The organism is Myxococcus eversor (assembly GCF_010894455.1).
GTDB classification, from domain to species: Bacteria; Myxococcota; Myxococcia; order Myxococcales; family Myxococcaceae; genus Myxococcus; species Myxococcus eversor.
The window spans coordinates 338,120-354,305 of record NZ_JAAIXY010000008.1 but is presented as its reverse complement, the minus strand read 5'-3'; the positions used below and the strand labels follow the sequence as shown (position 1 = coordinate 354,305).

Annotated in this window: 16 protein-coding genes; 13 read left to right on the top strand and 3 right to left on the bottom strand. The window is 68.0% G+C overall.

Going from position 1 to position 16,186, the window contains the following annotated elements; all coding sequences use genetic code 11:
- Positions 1 to 109: 109 nt before the first annotated feature.
- The 11 genes from G4D83_RS18840 (at position 110) to G4D83_RS18790 (ending at position 9,577) form a co-directional block, all read left to right on the top strand.
- Positions 110 to 1,144, top strand: a complete 1,035-nt coding sequence (locus tag G4D83_RS18840; protein WP_163866155.1) for a DUF2169 family type VI secretion system accessory protein — start codon at positions 110 to 112, stop codon at positions 1,142 to 1,144.
- A 9-nt stretch (positions 1,145 to 1,153) separates the two neighbouring features.
- Positions 1,154 to 1,930 (top strand): AHH domain-containing protein, encoded by a 777-nt coding sequence (locus tag G4D83_RS18835; protein WP_163866154.1) that lies wholly within the window; start codon positions 1,154 to 1,156, stop codon positions 1,928 to 1,930.
- Positions 1,927 to 2,517, top strand: a complete 591-nt coding sequence (locus tag G4D83_RS18830; RefSeq protein WP_338041926.1) for an imm11 family protein — start codon at positions 1,927 to 1,929, stop codon at positions 2,515 to 2,517. Before G4D83_RS18835 ends, G4D83_RS18830 begins: the two co-directional genes overlap by 4 nt.
- 27 nt (positions 2,518 to 2,544) lie before the next feature.
- Positions 2,545 to 3,363 (top strand): immunity 49 family protein, encoded by an 819-nt coding sequence (locus tag G4D83_RS18825; protein WP_163866152.1) that lies wholly within the window; start codon positions 2,545 to 2,547, stop codon positions 3,361 to 3,363.
- Between the two features lie 4 nt (positions 3,364 to 3,367).
- Positions 3,368 to 4,441, top strand: a complete 1,074-nt coding sequence (locus tag G4D83_RS18820) for a hypothetical protein (protein WP_163866151.1) — start codon at positions 3,368 to 3,370, stop codon at positions 4,439 to 4,441.
- Positions 4,442 to 4,457: 16 nt separating this feature from the next.
- A complete protein-coding gene (locus G4D83_RS18815; RefSeq protein ID WP_163866150.1) occupies positions 4,458 to 5,495 on the top strand; it encodes a hypothetical protein in 1,038 nt (345 codons plus the stop codon).
- 109 nt (positions 5,496 to 5,604) lie between these two features.
- Positions 5,605 to 6,069, top strand: coding sequence for a DUF4150 domain-containing protein (locus tag G4D83_RS18810; RefSeq protein WP_163866149.1), 465 nt, complete (start codon positions 5,605 to 5,607; stop codon positions 6,067 to 6,069).
- Positions 6,070 to 6,164: 95 nt separating this feature from the next.
- A complete protein-coding gene (locus G4D83_RS18805; protein ID WP_163866148.1) occupies positions 6,165 to 6,683 on the top strand; it encodes a DUF6484 domain-containing protein in 519 nt (172 codons plus the stop codon).
- Positions 6,684 to 6,834: 151 nt separating this feature from the next.
- Positions 6,835 to 7,422: an imm11 family protein gene (locus G4D83_RS18800; protein WP_240356411.1), complete on the top strand. Its 588-nt coding sequence runs from the start codon at positions 6,835 to 6,837 to the stop codon at positions 7,420 to 7,422.
- A gap of 11 nt (positions 7,423 to 7,433) precedes the next feature.
- On the top strand, positions 7,434 to 8,252 hold the full coding sequence (locus G4D83_RS18795) for an immunity 49 family protein (RefSeq protein ID WP_163866147.1): 819 nt from the start codon (positions 7,434 to 7,436) through the stop codon (positions 8,250 to 8,252).
- On the top strand, positions 8,249 to 9,577 hold the full coding sequence (locus G4D83_RS18790; protein WP_163866146.1) for a TIGR02270 family protein: 1,329 nt from the start codon (positions 8,249 to 8,251) through the stop codon (positions 9,575 to 9,577). The genes G4D83_RS18795 and G4D83_RS18790 overlap by 4 nt, the downstream gene beginning before the upstream one ends.
- 31 nt (positions 9,578 to 9,608) lie before the next feature.
- Here G4D83_RS18790 and G4D83_RS18785 read toward each other — a convergent pair whose 3' ends face one another.
- The 3 genes from G4D83_RS18785 to G4D83_RS18775 all read right to left on the bottom strand — a co-directional run bounded on the left by G4D83_RS18785 (position 9,609) and on the right by G4D83_RS18775 (position 11,781).
- The gene (locus tag G4D83_RS18785) at positions 9,609 to 9,998 is read right to left on the bottom strand and encodes a hypothetical protein (protein ID WP_163866145.1); all 390 of its coding nucleotides are present in this window, start codon (positions 9,996 to 9,998) and stop codon (positions 9,609 to 9,611) included.
- A gap of 114 nt (positions 9,999 to 10,112) precedes the next feature.
- Positions 10,113 to 10,586 (bottom strand): CinA family protein, encoded by a 474-nt coding sequence (locus tag G4D83_RS18780; protein ID WP_163866245.1) that lies wholly within the window; start codon positions 10,584 to 10,586, stop codon positions 10,113 to 10,115.
- 79 nt (positions 10,587 to 10,665) lie between these two features.
- On the bottom strand, positions 10,666 to 11,781 hold the full coding sequence (locus G4D83_RS18775) for a GRAS family protein (protein WP_163866144.1): 1,116 nt from the start codon (positions 11,779 to 11,781) through the stop codon (positions 10,666 to 10,668).
- Between the two features lie 269 nt (positions 11,782 to 12,050).
- Between G4D83_RS18775 and G4D83_RS18770 the strand changes: the two genes are divergently transcribed.
- Together G4D83_RS18770 and G4D83_RS18765 are read left to right on the top strand one after the other, a co-directional pair.
- A complete protein-coding gene (locus G4D83_RS18770; protein ID WP_163866143.1) occupies positions 12,051 to 14,813 on the top strand; it encodes a TonB-dependent receptor domain-containing protein in 2,763 nt (920 codons plus the stop codon).
- A 1-nt stretch (position 14,814) separates the two neighbouring features.
- Positions 14,815 to 16,104, top strand: coding sequence for a hypothetical protein (locus G4D83_RS18765; protein ID WP_163866142.1), 1,290 nt, complete (start codon positions 14,815 to 14,817; stop codon positions 16,102 to 16,104).
- Positions 16,105 to 16,186: the final 82 nt, after the last annotated feature.

Here is a 16,186-nt window from a genome sequence, read left to right as displayed (position 1 = left end):
TCGGCGCTCCCTGGGACGGGGACCCTTCGCGAAGCGGGGGCGCCTGCTACAGTGACATACCTGTCCGGCGCAAGGGCTTTCCGCCCCGTGCCTGGGGGGCGCGCGCGCCATGGGGCATCCCACCGTCGAGAACGAGACGCCGTTCGCCCTGGACTGGATGGGGCTCTGCGACGAGGAGGGGCGACCGCTGCTCCTGCTGGTGGCGAAAGCGACCTATCGGCTGGGCGAGGCGGGACTCACCTTGGTGGAGGAGCAGCCGAAGGTGGATTGGAAGGGCGAGCCCTGGGGGGAGCCTGGGGAGTCCAGCTACCGGTACGAGGTGGAGGGCGCGTTCATCAAGCCGGCGACGGACGTGGTGTTGTTGGGCCATGGGTGCGCGCAGCGCAAGGGCGACACGGAGGTGTTGGTGGCGCTGCAGGTGGGGCCGCTGAAGAAGGCGGTGCGGGTGCTGGGGGAGCGCACGTGGTTCCGGAGCCTGGGGCGGGTGGCGGCGACGAAGCCGCTGCCGTTCGAGCGGATGGCCTTGCTGTGGGAGCGGGCCTTCGGTGGGTGGGACAGGACGGACCAGGAGAAGCCCGCCTTCGAGCCGCGCAACCCGGTGGGCACGGGCTTTCGCGCCAGCGCGAGGCACTTCGAGGAGGGGTTGAGGTTGCCCAACCTGGAGGACCCGGCGGAGCCGCTGCGCGAGTGGGGGCAGCGGGTGACGCCGATGGGGTTCGGCTTCACGTCACCGGACTGGCAGCCTCGGGCGAGGTACGCGGGGACGTATGACGAGGCGTGGAGCAAGACGCGCAAGCCGCTGTTGCCCAGGGACTTCGACCGGCGCTTCTTCAACGCGGCGGCGCCGGGGCTCGTGGCGCCGGGGTACTTGAAGGGGGACGAGGCGGTCATCATCGCCGGGGCGTCGCCGAAGGGGCGGCTGGCCTTCTCGCTGCCCGGTCAGGCGCCTCCCGTCGTCACCGTGGAGCTGGCGGGCACGGAGGACGCGAAGCCGCCCATGCGATTGGACACCGTCATCCTGGACGCGGACGCGGGGCGGGTGACGCTGCTGTGGCGCGGGCATGTCCTGTTGGGGGATGGCCTGCATGACGTGCGGGGCGTGCACGTCATGGCGGAAGGTGTGTCGAAGCTGGAACAGGATTGAGGAGAGACCATGGCCGACAGCGATCATCTCGCGGACTGGGCGGAGAACGAGCACAAGACCGCCCCCAAGGAAGCGGGCTGCTTGTGGCGGCACGTGGACTACAAGAACAAGAAGTTCCCACGCTGCAACTACCGCAAGAATGCTCACGACTACTCGAAGGCGTCGGAGAAGCACATCTACGACGTCCCGAACATGCGCTCTCCCGAGCGGTGGGTCGCGGTCTGGGTAGAGGACCTCGCCCCCACCATCCGCAAGAGCGGCGAGGTCGAGCCAGGAACACACGCCCCCAATCCCCTCTCGGATGGCGCGTGGGACCTGGACCGAGGCTCCAACTTCCAGGACTGGAAGAAGCCCTACTGGCACAACACCCACCACGTCATCGCGTGTGGTGAGCTCGAAACCGCCTTTCCCGACCCCGAGGAACGCCGACTGATTCTGGCCACGCGTTGGAACATCAATGAGATGCCCAACGTCATCATCCTCCCGAAGCAATACGTCGTCGCGCGCATCCTCAAGCTCCCCACGCACGTTCCACCGGAAGGCCCCGCGGAGCATGAGCACTACAGCGCGAGCCTGGGGACGAAGCTGAACTCCATCAAAGCCAAGCTCGCCAAGGGCGAGTCCGACCCGACCAAGCACAAGCTGACGGACGAGAACAAGGATGCCTGCCGCTCGGAGCTGGAGAAGGCGTCCACCGCCATCCGGGCCTTCCTGATTGCTTCCGGGGAGAAGAACCCCGGCATCAACCTGGACAACCTTCGCCTGGACAGCGTCGACTGGCCATGACCGCGACACCTTCCTACGCCATCCTTCAGGCACGGACCGACCTGGAGGACTGCGTCATCGACCAATTCCCCCGTGACCTGGCTTGCATCTGGCAACCCACGGAAGGGGTTCCAGCCAGGGGCCTCTACCCGGCCGCGCTCGACTTCCACATGTCTCGCAGAATGGGTGGCAAGGGGGTCACCGATTGTCTTCGCAACACCCTGGGATACCTCTTCGTCTCGGCGCGGTTCCGACAAGTCCTCGAGAGTTCCGCCGGAGTCGACATCGAGTACCTCCCCATTCGCCTCATCAATCACAAGGGGCGTCGCGAACCGGGCGAGTTCTTCGTCGCCAACGTGTTGGGCGCGCTCGACTGCATGGACATGCGGCGAAGCGAATATGAACCCAGCGCCCTCCGGAAGGGCGAGGTCTTTGGGCTGCGCAAGCTCGAGCTGGACATGAGCCGCATCGAGCCGTCACGGAACCTGTTCCGGCTCACGACGATGCCCCGGCTCATCATCGCCCGGTGGGAGCTGGTCCAAGCGATGGAACTCGCCGGCCTCGCTGGCGTGAGTGTCAGCCCCGTGGGAACCCCCGTCGACCTGTGAACCCGCACCGACCTTGAGTCGCGCACCGTGACAGAACTCGAATACGTCCAGGACACCCTTGCGGCCCACTTCAGGACACTCCTCCGCCGCCTTCCTCCTCCAGGAGCGTGGCCTTCCGACGAAGAGGGCGACCTGACCAACCTCGCGCACTGCTACCGACTGAGGGCCATCGCGGGATGCCTCGAGACGGGGGAAGCCCTTCCCTATGTCGCGGACCTTCATCGCGCCGGACAAGCCCGCCTCTATTACCTGCGAGGATGTGCCCAGGGGCTGACCGGCACGCCTTGCTTCTGGCGAACGTCTCGCAACAGGGCCTTCTTCGACTGCCTGGCCATCAACGACCTCGAGACCGCGGAGGAGCTGGCTCGACTGTGTGATGACCGCTGGGCGGAGGCACTCGAATACGAGGACGACTTCCTCTTCCCACAGTTCCTGCAGCGCTTCTTCCTGGAGCTACGCACTCCACACGCCACGCCAACGCTTCCCGCGCTCCTGGACCGCTTTGCCCGGGTGATTGGCGAAGAAGAGAGCCCTTTCTACTCGCTCTGCCAGGCACTCCACGCGCGAACCCCCGCCCTTTTCGAGAACAGCCTGGAGGCCATCGTTCAGCGCCGTGCCACCAACTACGCCAGAGCCGCGCACTTCAATGACCTTCCGCCGCTCCTCCTCCACACCGAGCGCTATATCGACGTGCAAGCAGTGGCCATCATCCGCCTGGCACGGGAGTCCGGGCTCGCCTCCTCGCGACAGGAGTATCCCCGGGTCCCTGGTGAGCTGTGCGAGCTCGCAAGGAGTCGCCAGCCCTTTCCTCCTCCGCATGCATGGCGCGACCTGACGGCCCCCTGACCTCATGAGCACCTCATCATTGAAGCTCTCGGGAATGGGGATGATGACGTCCCTGGGGCAGGGCGCGGAGAGCGTCTGCGCGGCCATCCGCTGTGGCCTGAGCCGTCCACGTCCCATAGGGGATGTCGTCGTCTGGGATGCAGATGCCCAGGACGAAGTCCCACTCATCGGTCACCCCGTCGAAGGCGTCACGGAGGGGTTCCAGGGGCTTGGCAGATGGTCGAGGCTTGCCCGACTGGCACTGTCCGACCTCATCCGTTACTCCGCCCTCGAGGCCTGGCCCGGGGAGGCCTGGAAGCGCTGCGGCTTCCTCTTCTGTGCGCCTTCGCTCGCTCCGGACCGCTTCTCGTTCCACCTCGCGGAGACAGCCCTGCTCATTGAGCGACTCCTCCAAGCGGCGAAGCTCCCCATTCCCGTGGAGTCCCGGCTCTTCTTTCCCCTGGGAGAGTCCGCGACCTGGATGGCGCTGAAGGCCGCCGGACAGCATCTCTCCTCGGGCCGATGGGACAGAGCCCTGCTGCTCTCTGTCGACAGCCTGCTGGACACCAGCTCCCTGCGCTGGCTCGCCGAGACACGTCGACTGAAAGGTCCGGAACACCCCGTGGGCTTGATGCCTGGTGAAGCCGGGGTCTGCCTGCTGCTCGAGAACCCTCGCCGCTGCCTGGGACGCCCGGAGGCAACCCTGCTCGCCGTGGGGATGGCCGAAGCCCCTGAGGAGGCGCTATCGAAGGCCCGCGGTACAGGGCAAGCCTTGTCTCGAGCCATCAACGAGGCGCTCACCCTCACCCGCCATGCGCCCGTCGGCACCGTCATCGGCAACCTGAATGGTGAGGAGCACCGCGCCTCGGCCTGGGGACTCGCGCTGACCCAGACGCCGCGCTCCGCCTTGCCCTCGGACGTCCGCGAGGTCTGGCCTGCGGTCAACCTGGGTGACGTCGGGGCCGCGAGCGCGGCGGTGGGCATGTGCTACGCGGCGCGTTCCATGACCCGAAGACATGCGCGCCCGGGCCACACGCTGGTATGGGGCGTGTCGGACCACGGAGCGCAGGGTGCCGTGCTCCTCGATTCCCCGACCTGAGAGACGGAGCGGCGTCATGCTGGACCTTCAGACCCTGACCCCCGAGACGCTGCTGTCGGCGAGCCTGGCGGACGTCGTCGAAACAGTCGTTGCACGGGAGCCCGCGCACTTCCGTGCTCGACTGGCCAGCGTGGACCCAGCCGCCCTTCAGGCCCGCCTCACCGATATCCGGCGCGTGCTTGGCATTGCCCCTCCCGCGCAACTCCAGGAGTGGGAGGCCATCCAGCACGCGCTGAACTCACGAGACTCCGCGGACTCCATCTGGAATTCGGAAGACCGCTCCCTCCGGCTCGACGTGCCTTCGCGCATGCCCGCGGACCTCGACGCGCTCGCGGCCTTGCTCCAGTCCTATCCCGAAGGACTCTTCGCCGGACTCTTCGTCCTCAGCGAGGAAGCCTCGGGAGACCGGGTCTTGATGAGCCTGCTGTCCGAGCCAGGGCAGCCACTGCTCGTCTTTCCCTATGCGCATGGGCGAGGCGCCTTGCGGGCGGCGCACTCGTTGAAGAACTTCCTGCTCACCGCCTGGCTCTCCGACAACGAGCCCGAACCCGATGAGGCCCCGGGCTGGGTCGGCGACCCCCACTATGAAGCGCTCCAGGAAGTCGCCCGGGAGCATGATGCCCGACTGGCGGTACCGAGCCCTGACGCGCGGGCACCCACCGCCCCCCGCAGCCTCCATCTGCATGGCCGCTCGCGCTGGATGTACGGTGTCCTGTGGGGTCGCCCCAGCCCGAGCCTCAAGGAGTACCTGGAGCAGGCACCTGGCGACGCGGAGTGGGGGGTCGAGAAGCAGGAGTTGTCAGCGAACCCGCTGCTCGCGAACTACTGGATGTTGGCCCACTACTTCCTTGGCAACGAGAAGGCCTGCACGGCCGCCGTGGTGGCGGGGCATCAGAATCCGGCGGAGCTGACGCGGGGCCTTGCTCGCCTGGTGGAGGCGTGGCTGGCGGCTCCCTCTCGCGCCCGCATTGGCGAAGTGGATGCCACCGCGTTGGAGCGCGTCCGACAAGCCGTGTCGGATTCAGCGCGCCCCGACCAGCGAAGTCCGCGCTGAGCGCGCCCCAAGGCGCACACATTGGAGTGGGATGGCGCCCGAGTCGGACAGGGGCCGCCTCGCTCCTGGCCTCCGGGATGGGGTATCCTGTCTTCCTGGGGAGGACGCCATGCCCGTCAACACTGGTGTGAACAAGATGTCCGTCGTCACCAAGGACAGCGGGGGCGTCACCGTCGCATTCCCTGACGTGTGCAAGACACCCAGCCCCGCGGGCCCCGTCCCCCTCCCCTACCCCAACGTCGCGCAATCCTCTGATACCGACAAGGGAACCAAGAAGGTCTCTGTCGCGGGCAATCCAGTATGCGTGAAGGACTCCAACTTCAAGCTGAGCACCGGCGATGAAGCAGGCACTGCGGGAGGCGGCGTGGCCTCCAACAAGACGAAGGGCAAGGCGGAGTTCGTCAACTTCTCCTTCGACGTGAAGTTCGAGGGGAAGAACGTGGCGCGAGCCCTCGACCTGATGCTCCACAACGACAAGAACACCCCTCCGGTTCCTCTCCTCCAGGGTCCCGTCGTGGCCATGGCGGGGGCGGAGGCCAAGCCCAAGTGTCTGGTCTGCGACCATGATGTCTGAGGCGCCGAGCCGAAGCGTCCGCACAGAAGGGGACTCACCTGTCGGATGAATGTGTTTCCCCCACGCCGCTCACCGCCTTCACCAGGTCCTCGTTCATGAGCTCTCAAGCAACCAGCAAGTCTGTCCCACCGCTCCAGGCGCAGGAGCCCATTCTGGGGAGCCGCTCGGGTCAGCTCATGGGGCTCGATGCCTCGGGGGCGCCGCTCGTGGACTTCGCCGGCAATACCCAGGGACCCGTGCCCGCGCGGCTGGCTGTCGCCCTGGAGCCTCGCGGGCTTCAAGAGGCCGTGGCCCGGCGACAGAAAGCGGTCCTCCTGTTCGAGAACGGGGACCCAGCGCTGCCTTTCATCATGGGACTCATCCACGAGCCCAGTCCGACACCGCTGCTGGATGCCTTGCTGGAGCAACCTCCGGAGGCGTCGATCGCGCCCACCGAGGCCCACGTCGACGGCAAGCGCGTGGTCATCGAGGGACAGGATGAAGTGGTCCTCAAGTGCGGAGAGGCCAGCATCACCCTGCGCCGCAATGGCAAGGTCATCATCAAAGGGACCTATCTCGAATCGCGAGCCACCGGCACCCACCGCATCAAGGGTGGTTCGGTGGAGATCAACTAGACAGCGCCCAGGGTCCAGCCTGGGTGCTCCCTGGGGAGGACCGTTCGCCCCAGACTCAGAACACGCCGCCGTTTCCCTTGATGCAGGGACCAGTGGTCGCGGGCGCGGGGACGAACTGGCGAACATCCTCGCCACCCGGTAGGTCCAGCGCATGCCTTCCTTCTCCATCCTTGCCACCAGCAACGACCCTGGGCATTGCCTCATCGACGAAGTCCCGGAGTCACTCGATTCGAAGGTGTGGCGCATCGCCGCGGGGCTCCCCATGGAGCATCGCTATCCAGCCGACGTCGTGCTTCCCATGGACAAAGGGCACAAGGGGCTGGTGGTACCTGACCTCGTCAGCAATACCGAGCGGATCGCCATCGTCTCCATGAGGCTCAAGATGATTCTCGAGCAGCTCTCTGGAGCCCGAATCGAGTTCTTGCCCGTCTCCATCGCCAATCACAAGGGTCGCATCGCCGCGAAGGACTACTTCATCGCCAACGTGCTCGACCATGTGGACTGCATCGACAAGGAGCACAGCGAGGTCCAGCAGTTGGACCCGGACCCCGAGCGACTCTCGGGGCTCTTCCGCCTTCAAGTGCTCGAGGACCGGATTCCGGCGGAGGCCAACCTCTTCAGGCTCAAGCCCATGCCGCCCGCCCTCCTCATTCGAGAGACGCTGCGTGCCCGACTGAGCGCCGAGAACCTCTCTGGCGTCCGCTACATCGAGATGGGCGAAAAATGCGCCATCTACTGAGACCTTGAGTCATGCCCGCTTCGACAACGCTGGAGACCCTCCGAGACGCCTCTCGCTTTGGACTCGAGGAGACCGTCCGTAGCATCCAGCGTCGCGACGCGATGGAGCAGTCCGGGCAGTCCTATGTCGTCGCCGCCATGTGCCACCGCCGACTCGCTTTCTGTGCGCTGCTGGTGGATGCGCGGCCTCACGCCTTCTTCCATCATCTCTGCCATTCCGCGCACGCACGGCATCATCTCCTCCGTCTCGTCGCCAATGGCCACGGTGCCGACCCTCGCTTCCTCTGCGCGACCCGGGAGTTCCCTTTCACCGATGCCCTGGCCGGGGGCCAGCTCGACCTGGCGGTCTCCTTGGCGCAGCTCGCCGCGCGAAAGCATGAGCCCGCCCTCGAATACGAGGACGACTTCCTGCTGTATCACTTCCTTCAGCAGTACTGCTTGAAGCTGAAGGGTGTGGGCGCCCCGGACCTCTCCGCCATCCTGAAGCGCTGGGACGTCGTCCTGGAAGGGGGCTCCGACACCTATCTCGAGATGTGCCGAGCGCTGCTCGCCCATGAGGCCAGTGCGTTTGACGAAGCACTCCAGGCCACCATCGACGCGCGCTTGTTGAAGTTCTCCCGGTTGACGCGGGACTCCGGGCCCAACGACGAACTCCGAAAGACCGAGGGTGCCTTGTTCATGAATGGGCTGGCAGTGCTGCGGCTGGCGGAAATGCAGGGCATGGAGACGCGGCGCGAATACGTCACCATTCCTTCCTTGGCACGTCTGCCCCTGGGGATGTCTCCACCGCCTACGTCAGCCTGGATGGAGACGGAGTCCCATCGCTCATGAGGTCCTCATCCCTTTTGAAGCCCTTGCGGTGGGACCTCTACGAAGAGCATCTCGGCGAGGCCGCCTTCCGGTGGAACCAGTGGGAGAAGGCGCTCGACGCTCCTGACTTCTCGCTCGCGGAGTTGGCCGAACTCGAGGAGTCGTGTGCGGCCCATATCGATGCCTTGGTGTTGGGCGGTGAGCTCGTGGCCCATCGACTGCTCATCCCAGCACTCTCGGAGGAGCCGGAGCGCATTCTCGCCGGGGCACTCGCCCTGCTTCGCGCGGAGTCACCTCCCGGCCCCTCCGCGTTGCTCACCGCGCTCCACACCGCGGAGCCCGAGGCACTGGGCTCCTTCCAACGGGCGTTCGAGCTGGCGCCCACCGCATGCCTCCCTCGGGAGTTCGCGTCCCTGCTGAAGAAGGAAGATGCGGCTCCCGAGCTGTGGGCCTCGGTCATCGATGTCCTGGGAACCCATGGACATGCCACCTCGGCGCTGTGCGCTCCGCTCCTGTTCCGCCCCGAGCCTCATGTGGTCGCCGCCACCCTGCGCGCCCTGGGCCGTGCGCGGCTCCCCGTGGAGCCCGCCGTGATTCAGCGGGCCCTCGGTTCGGATGAGCCTGTCCTCCGTGATGCCGCGCTGACCGTGGGACTGATGAACGGACACGCGGGCGCATGGGCCACCTGCCAGTCCTCGCTGAACTCCACCTCGACCGGCAATCGACTCCCCCTGCTCCTGCTCGGGCTGAGCGGGGACGAGCGGGCCGCGACCAAGCTGGTGGGTCTGCTTTCCCACGAGAAGCTTCGGCCCGATGTGCTGTGGGCTCTCGGCTTCTCCGGGCGCATCCAGGCCGCGGACGCCTGCCTGGAGCTGATGCGCCTCAAACCCGTGGCGGCACTCGCCGCGGAGGCCTTCAGTGCCATCACCGGTCTGGTCATCGCGGGGGACTTCGCCGCCGTGAAAGAGGATGCGGCGGACGAGGCACTGACGCCCTTGGAGGAAGACCTCGAACGAGACCTCTCTCCCAAGCCCGAGGACGACCTGCCTCGGCCCATGGCCGAACAGGTCGCGGCCTGGTGGAAGGAGACACGGCCTCGCCTGGACCCGAAGCAGCGCTACCTCACGGGCAAGCCCTTCTCTCCACAGGGACTCCTTGATGCACTGCTCACCGCGCCCCTCCGTCGGCGCCATGCCCTGGCGCTGGAGCTGGAGCTGCGCAGCCGGGGGGTGCATCAGGTCCCGACGCGCGCGCCCGTGGAGCAACAAGTGCTCGCCTGGAAGAGTGCCCGCGCGGCCCCCGCGTCCAGCTTCAGTCGGCCCTTCGCGGAAGGCCTTCGGGGCTGAAACGGCCACGCACGCCGTGCCCTCACGGGCGCTACGCCGCCCCATGCTCCGCGTCACCATGAATCAGCCAGCGACGCGCGGGAGCGTCTTCCCAGAAGCGGCGCAGAATCTTGTCCGTGTGGCTGTTCTCCGCCACCCGGTTGAGCTGGAGCGCGACAATCTCGCTCTCCACCAGCTCCGCCACGCGCACCACACCCGAGCGCAGGCCGTACTCCTGCACCCGGCGAATCATGTTCGTCGCTTCCGGTGACGCGGGGCGGAAGCGCCTCAGGTCCGCCAGGATTTTGATGTCGCGCCCCGCCAGCGAGTCCGTCGCCCGCGTCAGCTCCCCCACGAAGACCTCCATCTCCTCGACCCGGATGTAGCCCTCCAGGACGAACTCCACGATGGACTCCTCGACCTCCACCCCGATTCGGAACACCGGGCGCTCCTTCGCCACATGGACACACGGAGGCACTTCGCTCCGACGTTCCACAGCGTAGGGGTCACCCCGACGGGTGCCCAGGCACCCGGGAGTGCGGGGTGAACGTCCAGTTCAAGATTCGACGTTCAACCGCGCGAGCAACAACGCCAACGCACGCTCCACCACCGCACCTCTCACCTCACTCCGGTTCCCCGCGAACACGTGCCGCTCCACCGTGGCCGCGCCGTCCCTGCGCAGCACCGCGATGAACACGAGCCCTACCGGCTTCTGCGGCGTGCCTCCCGTCGGCCCGGCGATTCCCGTCTCCGCCACCGCCCAGTCCGCGCGCGAGTGCTCGAGCGCCCCTCGCGCCAGCGCCTCCGCCGCCTCCGCGCTCACCGAGCCGTGCGTCTGGAGCAACGCCAGGGACACCCCCAGTTGCTCCACCTTCGATTCATGCGAGTACGGCACGAAGCCTCGCTCCACCACCGCGGATGCACCCGGGATGTCCGTCAGCCGCGCGCAAATCAGACCGCCCGCGCACGCCTCCGCCAGCACCAGCCGGACTCCCGCGCTTCGGCAGCGCTCCAGCACCTGCCGGGCCATGTCCTCACCACGTCCCTCGTCCGTCACCCGTGCGCCTCCATCAAGTCCAGGACGCCCCCATCCTCGCACGGCCGGGACTTCACGCGCGCGCACCCTCCGGCCGCACGCCCAGCACCGCCACCAGCACCTCGTCCCTCCAGCTCACCCCCACGAGCCCCGGCTCACGCCGCAGCTCCAGCACCGGGTGCACGCCCTCCGGCCGGACCTGCTCCAACAACTCCAGCGGCACGAAGCCCGCGCGCTTCAGCCTCGCCATCCATGTCGCCGCGAGCTCGTGCCGCTCGCACCGCGCCGACTCGTCCACCGTCCCCACCACGTCCTCCACCTCCCTCCCGAAGAAGCGTTTGATTGCGGCGCGCTCCTCGCGAGGAACCTCCAGCGCGTCCAGCAGGTGGAAGACCTGCGTGAAGTGCTTCCACGCATTCAGGAAGCGCTCCAGCGGCGGCGCGCGGAAGTGGTCCGTGTTCGGCTCACACATCACCATTCCAGACGGGTCCAGCTCGCACAGGTTTCGCAAGACACCGTCCCGCGCCGCGCCCACGCTCCCCGGCTCCTCCGCCACATGGTGCAGCGCGAAGGCCGCGTTCACCACCCTCGGCCCCGGCAACCCTCGCAACACCGACCACGTCGACTCAGACAAGTTCTCCACAGGCGCCTCCACGCCCACGAAGCGCACCACCGCGCCCACCTCGCGCGCCACCCGCGCCGTGGACTCCTCCGCCTGCGCGAGGCTCGCGCCGCTCGGGTCCACGCCCACCAGCGTCAACCTGCGCGGCAGCGCCCCGCGCTCGGACAACGTCTTCAACAACCGGCCCTCCTGCCGCCCCTGGCCGATTCCCACATCCACCAGCGTGGCCTCGTCCCGCTTCCCCAACAGCTCCACCAACACCGCGTTCGCCAGCGCATCCGCCGCGGAGGCCAGCGGCATGTGCGTCATCAACAGCCGGAACAAATCAATCTGTCGCGCCCCCTGCTCGGGATGTGGATGCAGATAGGGGTTGCGCGGCGCGCCTCCGTCGCCGTCCAGGCGATGCGACACCGCCGTGGCGAAGAGCAGGTAGTCCAGGTCCTCCGGCACCGAGTCCACGTCCAGCAGCGTCTCCAGCGACGCCAGCTCGCGCGCCGCCTCGATGGGCTGACCCGACAAGGTGTGCTCCACCGCTCGGAAGAGCAGCTCATCCTTCACCGTGCGCATGGCCCCGCGGCTCCTTTCCCCAAGACACCGTCGACTCAACGTAGCGGTGCCCTCCAGGGGCCTCCACCCACGCGGCCCGGCCGTCCGCGTGCTTCGTGAGGAGCCACACACGCGGGAGGGACAAACGGGCAGACCACCGTCTTCGTGTGCACGCCTCTCTTGGACCTTTCGCATAGACATCCGCGCGCGGAGTAGGTGAGGCTGCCCCCCGCATGAGAGCGCACCGGCCGGGTGACAGTTCTCCGCGCCTCCGGTGTTGAAGGATTCCCATGCGTTTTGAGCGCAGCTCCCTCCTGCCACTGCTCATCCTGGTGGCAGTGCCCTTCCTCGCACCGGCACAGGGCCTGCCCGTCCCCACCGCCGAGTCCCGCACCCTCGAAGTCGAGCTCCAATCCACCGACGGCGGCACCACCGTGTCCGCCGAGGACGCCACCCGGCTGGGACTCGCCACCGACGGAGGCGAAGCCACGTTGGTGCCTCCCACGCTGGTGGCGGACTCACCCGCGGCGTGGCCCTCGGGCCTGGAGGGCACGCCCGGGGAGGTGACGTTGGAGTTGCGGGTGGACGAACAGGGCGCCGTGGCCGAGGTGAAGGTCATCACCGCCCCCGGCGAGCCCCGCCTCACCGAGGCCGCGCTCCAGGCGGCACCCGGCCTGCGCTTCACCCCCGCGACACTCGCCGGCGTGCCCGTGTCGGTGCGCCTGCCGTTCATCTACCGCTTCGAGCCGCCCGCCGCGCCCGTCCCCGTCGCCACCGCGCGCCTCACCGGCGAGGTGCGCGCGCGAGGCACGCGCCGGCCCCTCGCCGACGCCACCCTCTTCGTCGACGGCGCCACCGAGCCCTCCGGCACCGTGGATGCGCAAGGTCGCTTCGCCCTGGAGCTGCGCCCCGGCACCCACCGCGTGGAGGCACGCGCGCCAGGACACCAGCCGAGCACCTTCGAGGAGACGCTCTCCGAAGGCCAGTCGCTCCAGGTCATCTACCGGCTCCAGCCCGGCCGCGTGAATCCCTACGAGACGGTGGTGCGCGATGACCGGCCTCGCACGGAGGTGACACGCATCACCCTGCACGAGCAGGAGCTCCGCGAGGTGCCCGGCACGCTGGGCGACCCGTTCCGCGTCGTCATGCTGCTGCCGGGCGTGGGAAGCCTCGCCTCGGGCATCAGCTATCCGGTGGTGCGCGGCAGCCAGCCCGCCGCCACCGGCTTCTTCCTCGACGGCGTGCGCATCCCCATGCTGTACCACCTGATGCTCGGGCCCGCGGTGATTCACCCGGACTTCATCGACACCGTGGACTTCTTCCCGGGCTCGCCGCCGGTGCAGTACGGACGGCTCCTGGGTGGCGCGGTGGAGGGACGGCTGAGCCGACCGCGCGAGGACCGGCTGCACGTCACCGCCTACGCGGACCTGCTCAACAGCGGCGGCTTCATCGAGTACCCCTTCGAGAGCACCGGCACCTCCGTCAGCATCGCGGGCCGCATCAGCTACTCCGCGCTGCTCATCTCCCTCGGCTCCAAGCTGCTCAGTGACGCCGACGCGGAGGGAGTCCACGCCAACTTCTGGGACTATCAGGCGCGCATCGAACAGAAGGTGGGTGAGGGCCGCGTGCGCCTGTTCGCCCTGGGCAGCTCGGACGACGTGGGCTCCACTCCGGCCACCGACTACGCCGGCTCCAGCGGCGGCGCCATCGTGTCCCGCTTCCATCGGGTGGACCTGCGCGGCACCCATCCGCTCGCGGGTGGTGAGGCGGAGGTGGGCCTCACGGTGGGCTCGGACGCGCTCGGCCTCACCGGTCAGGAGTCGGAGCAGTTGCCGAGCGGCGCCATGAACATCCGCGACGTGGGCGAGTACGCGCTGCGCCAGACGACCTTCGCGATGCGGGCCGGCTGGAAGCGCCGCCTCGACGAGACGCTGGAGCTGGCCGTGGGCGGCGACGTGGAGCACCGGCGCGCCGCCACCGACATCACCGGCACCGGCATCCCTCCGGGCACCACGCCCGAGGACCCGACGGACCCCATCAAGAGCCCCTCCTCGCTGGCGACCTTCTCCGGCGCCTACGCGGCGGTGACCTGGGCGCCCACCGAGAAGTGGGTGCTCCAGCCGGGCGTGCGCGTGGACAACTACCACCTGTCTCCGGGCATCAATCACACGGCGGTGGAGCCTCGGCTCACCGTCCGCCACCAACTCCACGACACGCTCGTGCTCAAGGGCGGCGCGGGCGTCTTCCACCAGTCGCCCACCGTGCTGGTGCACCTGCCCGCCGTGGACACCGCCAGCCTCCGCTACGGACTCCAGGAGGGCCTCCAGTTCGACGTGGGCGCGGAGTGGAAGGCCCTGGAGGGCCTGGAGCTGAGCGGCGACGCCTTCTACAACCCGCTCACTCGCGCGGTGGAGCTGGACCTCCAGCAGGTGGTGGAGAACCGCCGCCGCCGGGGACTCGCCGCCCCGGACCCTTCCGCGAGCGGCTACGCGTATGGCTTCGAGCTGATGGCCCGACACCCGCTGGGCCGCGACTGGTTCGGCTGGGTCTCCTACAGCTTCCTCCAGAGCAAGCGCCGCGTGCGCTTCGACCGCTACAGCGACGAGGACCGCGTGGTGAGCACGGAGGAAGGCACGCTGCCCTTCGCCTTCGAGCAGGCCCACGTCATCAACGCCGCGCTCAGCTACAAGTTCGGAAACAACTGGACGGTGGGCACCGTGGTGCACTTCAACACCGGCCGCCCCGAGTCCGGCGAAATCACCACCCTCACCCAGCGCCTGGTGACGACGCCGGAGGGACGCCAGGAATGGGTGCGACAGGACCGGGACAAGGCCGGGCAACTGGACGCGTTCTTCCGCGTGGACCTGCGCGTCGCGAAGTCGTGGGCGATGGAGGACTTCACGCTCGACGCCTACCTGGACATCCTCAACGTCTCCGCCCGGCAGGAAGTGATTGCCTATGAGTATGGCTTTGACCGGCAAGGCAACGCGGAGCGCAAGCCCATGAGCCTGCCCATCATCCTCCCGCTCCTCGGCGTGAAGGGGACCTACTGACATGCGCCACCTGCTCCGCCCCCTCGCCCTGCTCGCGCTCCTCTCGACGGGCTGCGAGCGCAGACCCGAGGACCCCATCTTCGTCCATGGCCGGCTGAAGCACCTGGACGGCTCGCCGAGCGTCGACACGCCGCTGACGCTGGAGCGCAAGGTGCACCTGCGCGCGGGCAACGTCGACCCGGCCGCGGAGGGTCCTTTCGAGCCCTACCTGGAGAGCCGCAGCGGACGCGGAGGGGACTTCACGCTGGAGGTCCTCTACGGCGACGCCATCGACGAGCGCTCCTCCGACTTCGTCCAGTATCGCTTCCGCGTCACCGCGCCGCTGGAGGACGGCCATGGCGTCTTCAGCTCGTTCGTCTTCTACGACGACGCGGAGCTCCCCACGCTGCGACCCTGGGCGCCCCACCTCGCGCTGACCCAGGGCGCGGAGGGCCCCGAGCTGTCCTTCGACGCCGCGCCGCCTCCGCCGCCGCTGCCACCCTCCGCGAAGCTCCCGGAAATCTACTACCCAGACAGTGGCCCGAAATACATCGAGCCCCTCACTCCGCACCCGGTGGTGCAGCTCCATGGACCCGGCGGCCGCGTGTGGGAGGCGCATGACCCCGCGTCGCCCTGGAGGCCCCATCCGTATCTCCTGGAGGACTTCCCGGGCGTGGAGGCCCAGGTGCGCGCGGTGACGCTGGGCTCGTGGAACTTCTATCCGCTCGCCGCGAACAGCAGCAACGTGTCGTACCGCGTGGAGTGGCGGGGCCCTCGCCTGCCCGTTCCCACCGGGACGCTGCGCCCCGTCAGCCGTGGCACCTCCTGCGGGCCGTCTCCCACCGGAGCGCCGTGTCCGTATACGGATGGCTCGCTCCTCCTCGTGCGGACGTCCCCTGAACACGACAACACCGGCGTGAGCGACGTGACACTCGAATGGGAGACCCCCATCCGTCCCCGGCGCGCGGTCATCCGCGATTTGCAGGTGCTGGAGGGCTACGCGCCCGTCATGAACCTCCGCGTGGAGGGCAGCCTGGATGGTGCCGACTGGTCGACGCTCGCGGAGGTTCCCTATCGGAACTTCGACCCGGAAGACCCCCACGGGCCCGTGTTCTTCACCGCGATTGAATCGACGGAGGCGGACAGTCCCTACGGAGACGGACCGTTGGATGTGTTGCGCAAGGCGCGCTTCCTCGACGTGCCGCTCTCGGGGGACGCGCCCGCTCGCCTGGTGCGATTGCAGGTGAAGTCGGAGGACGGGAGTTCCGCCCTCTTCATCTATGCGCTCTCCGAGTTGTCTGTCTTCGAATAGCGCGCGCGTCCCAATCGCCCTGGAGAGCAGGTTGCCGCGTGGGGGACACGTGCTGACGTTCCGCGAGGAAAGCCACACTGCC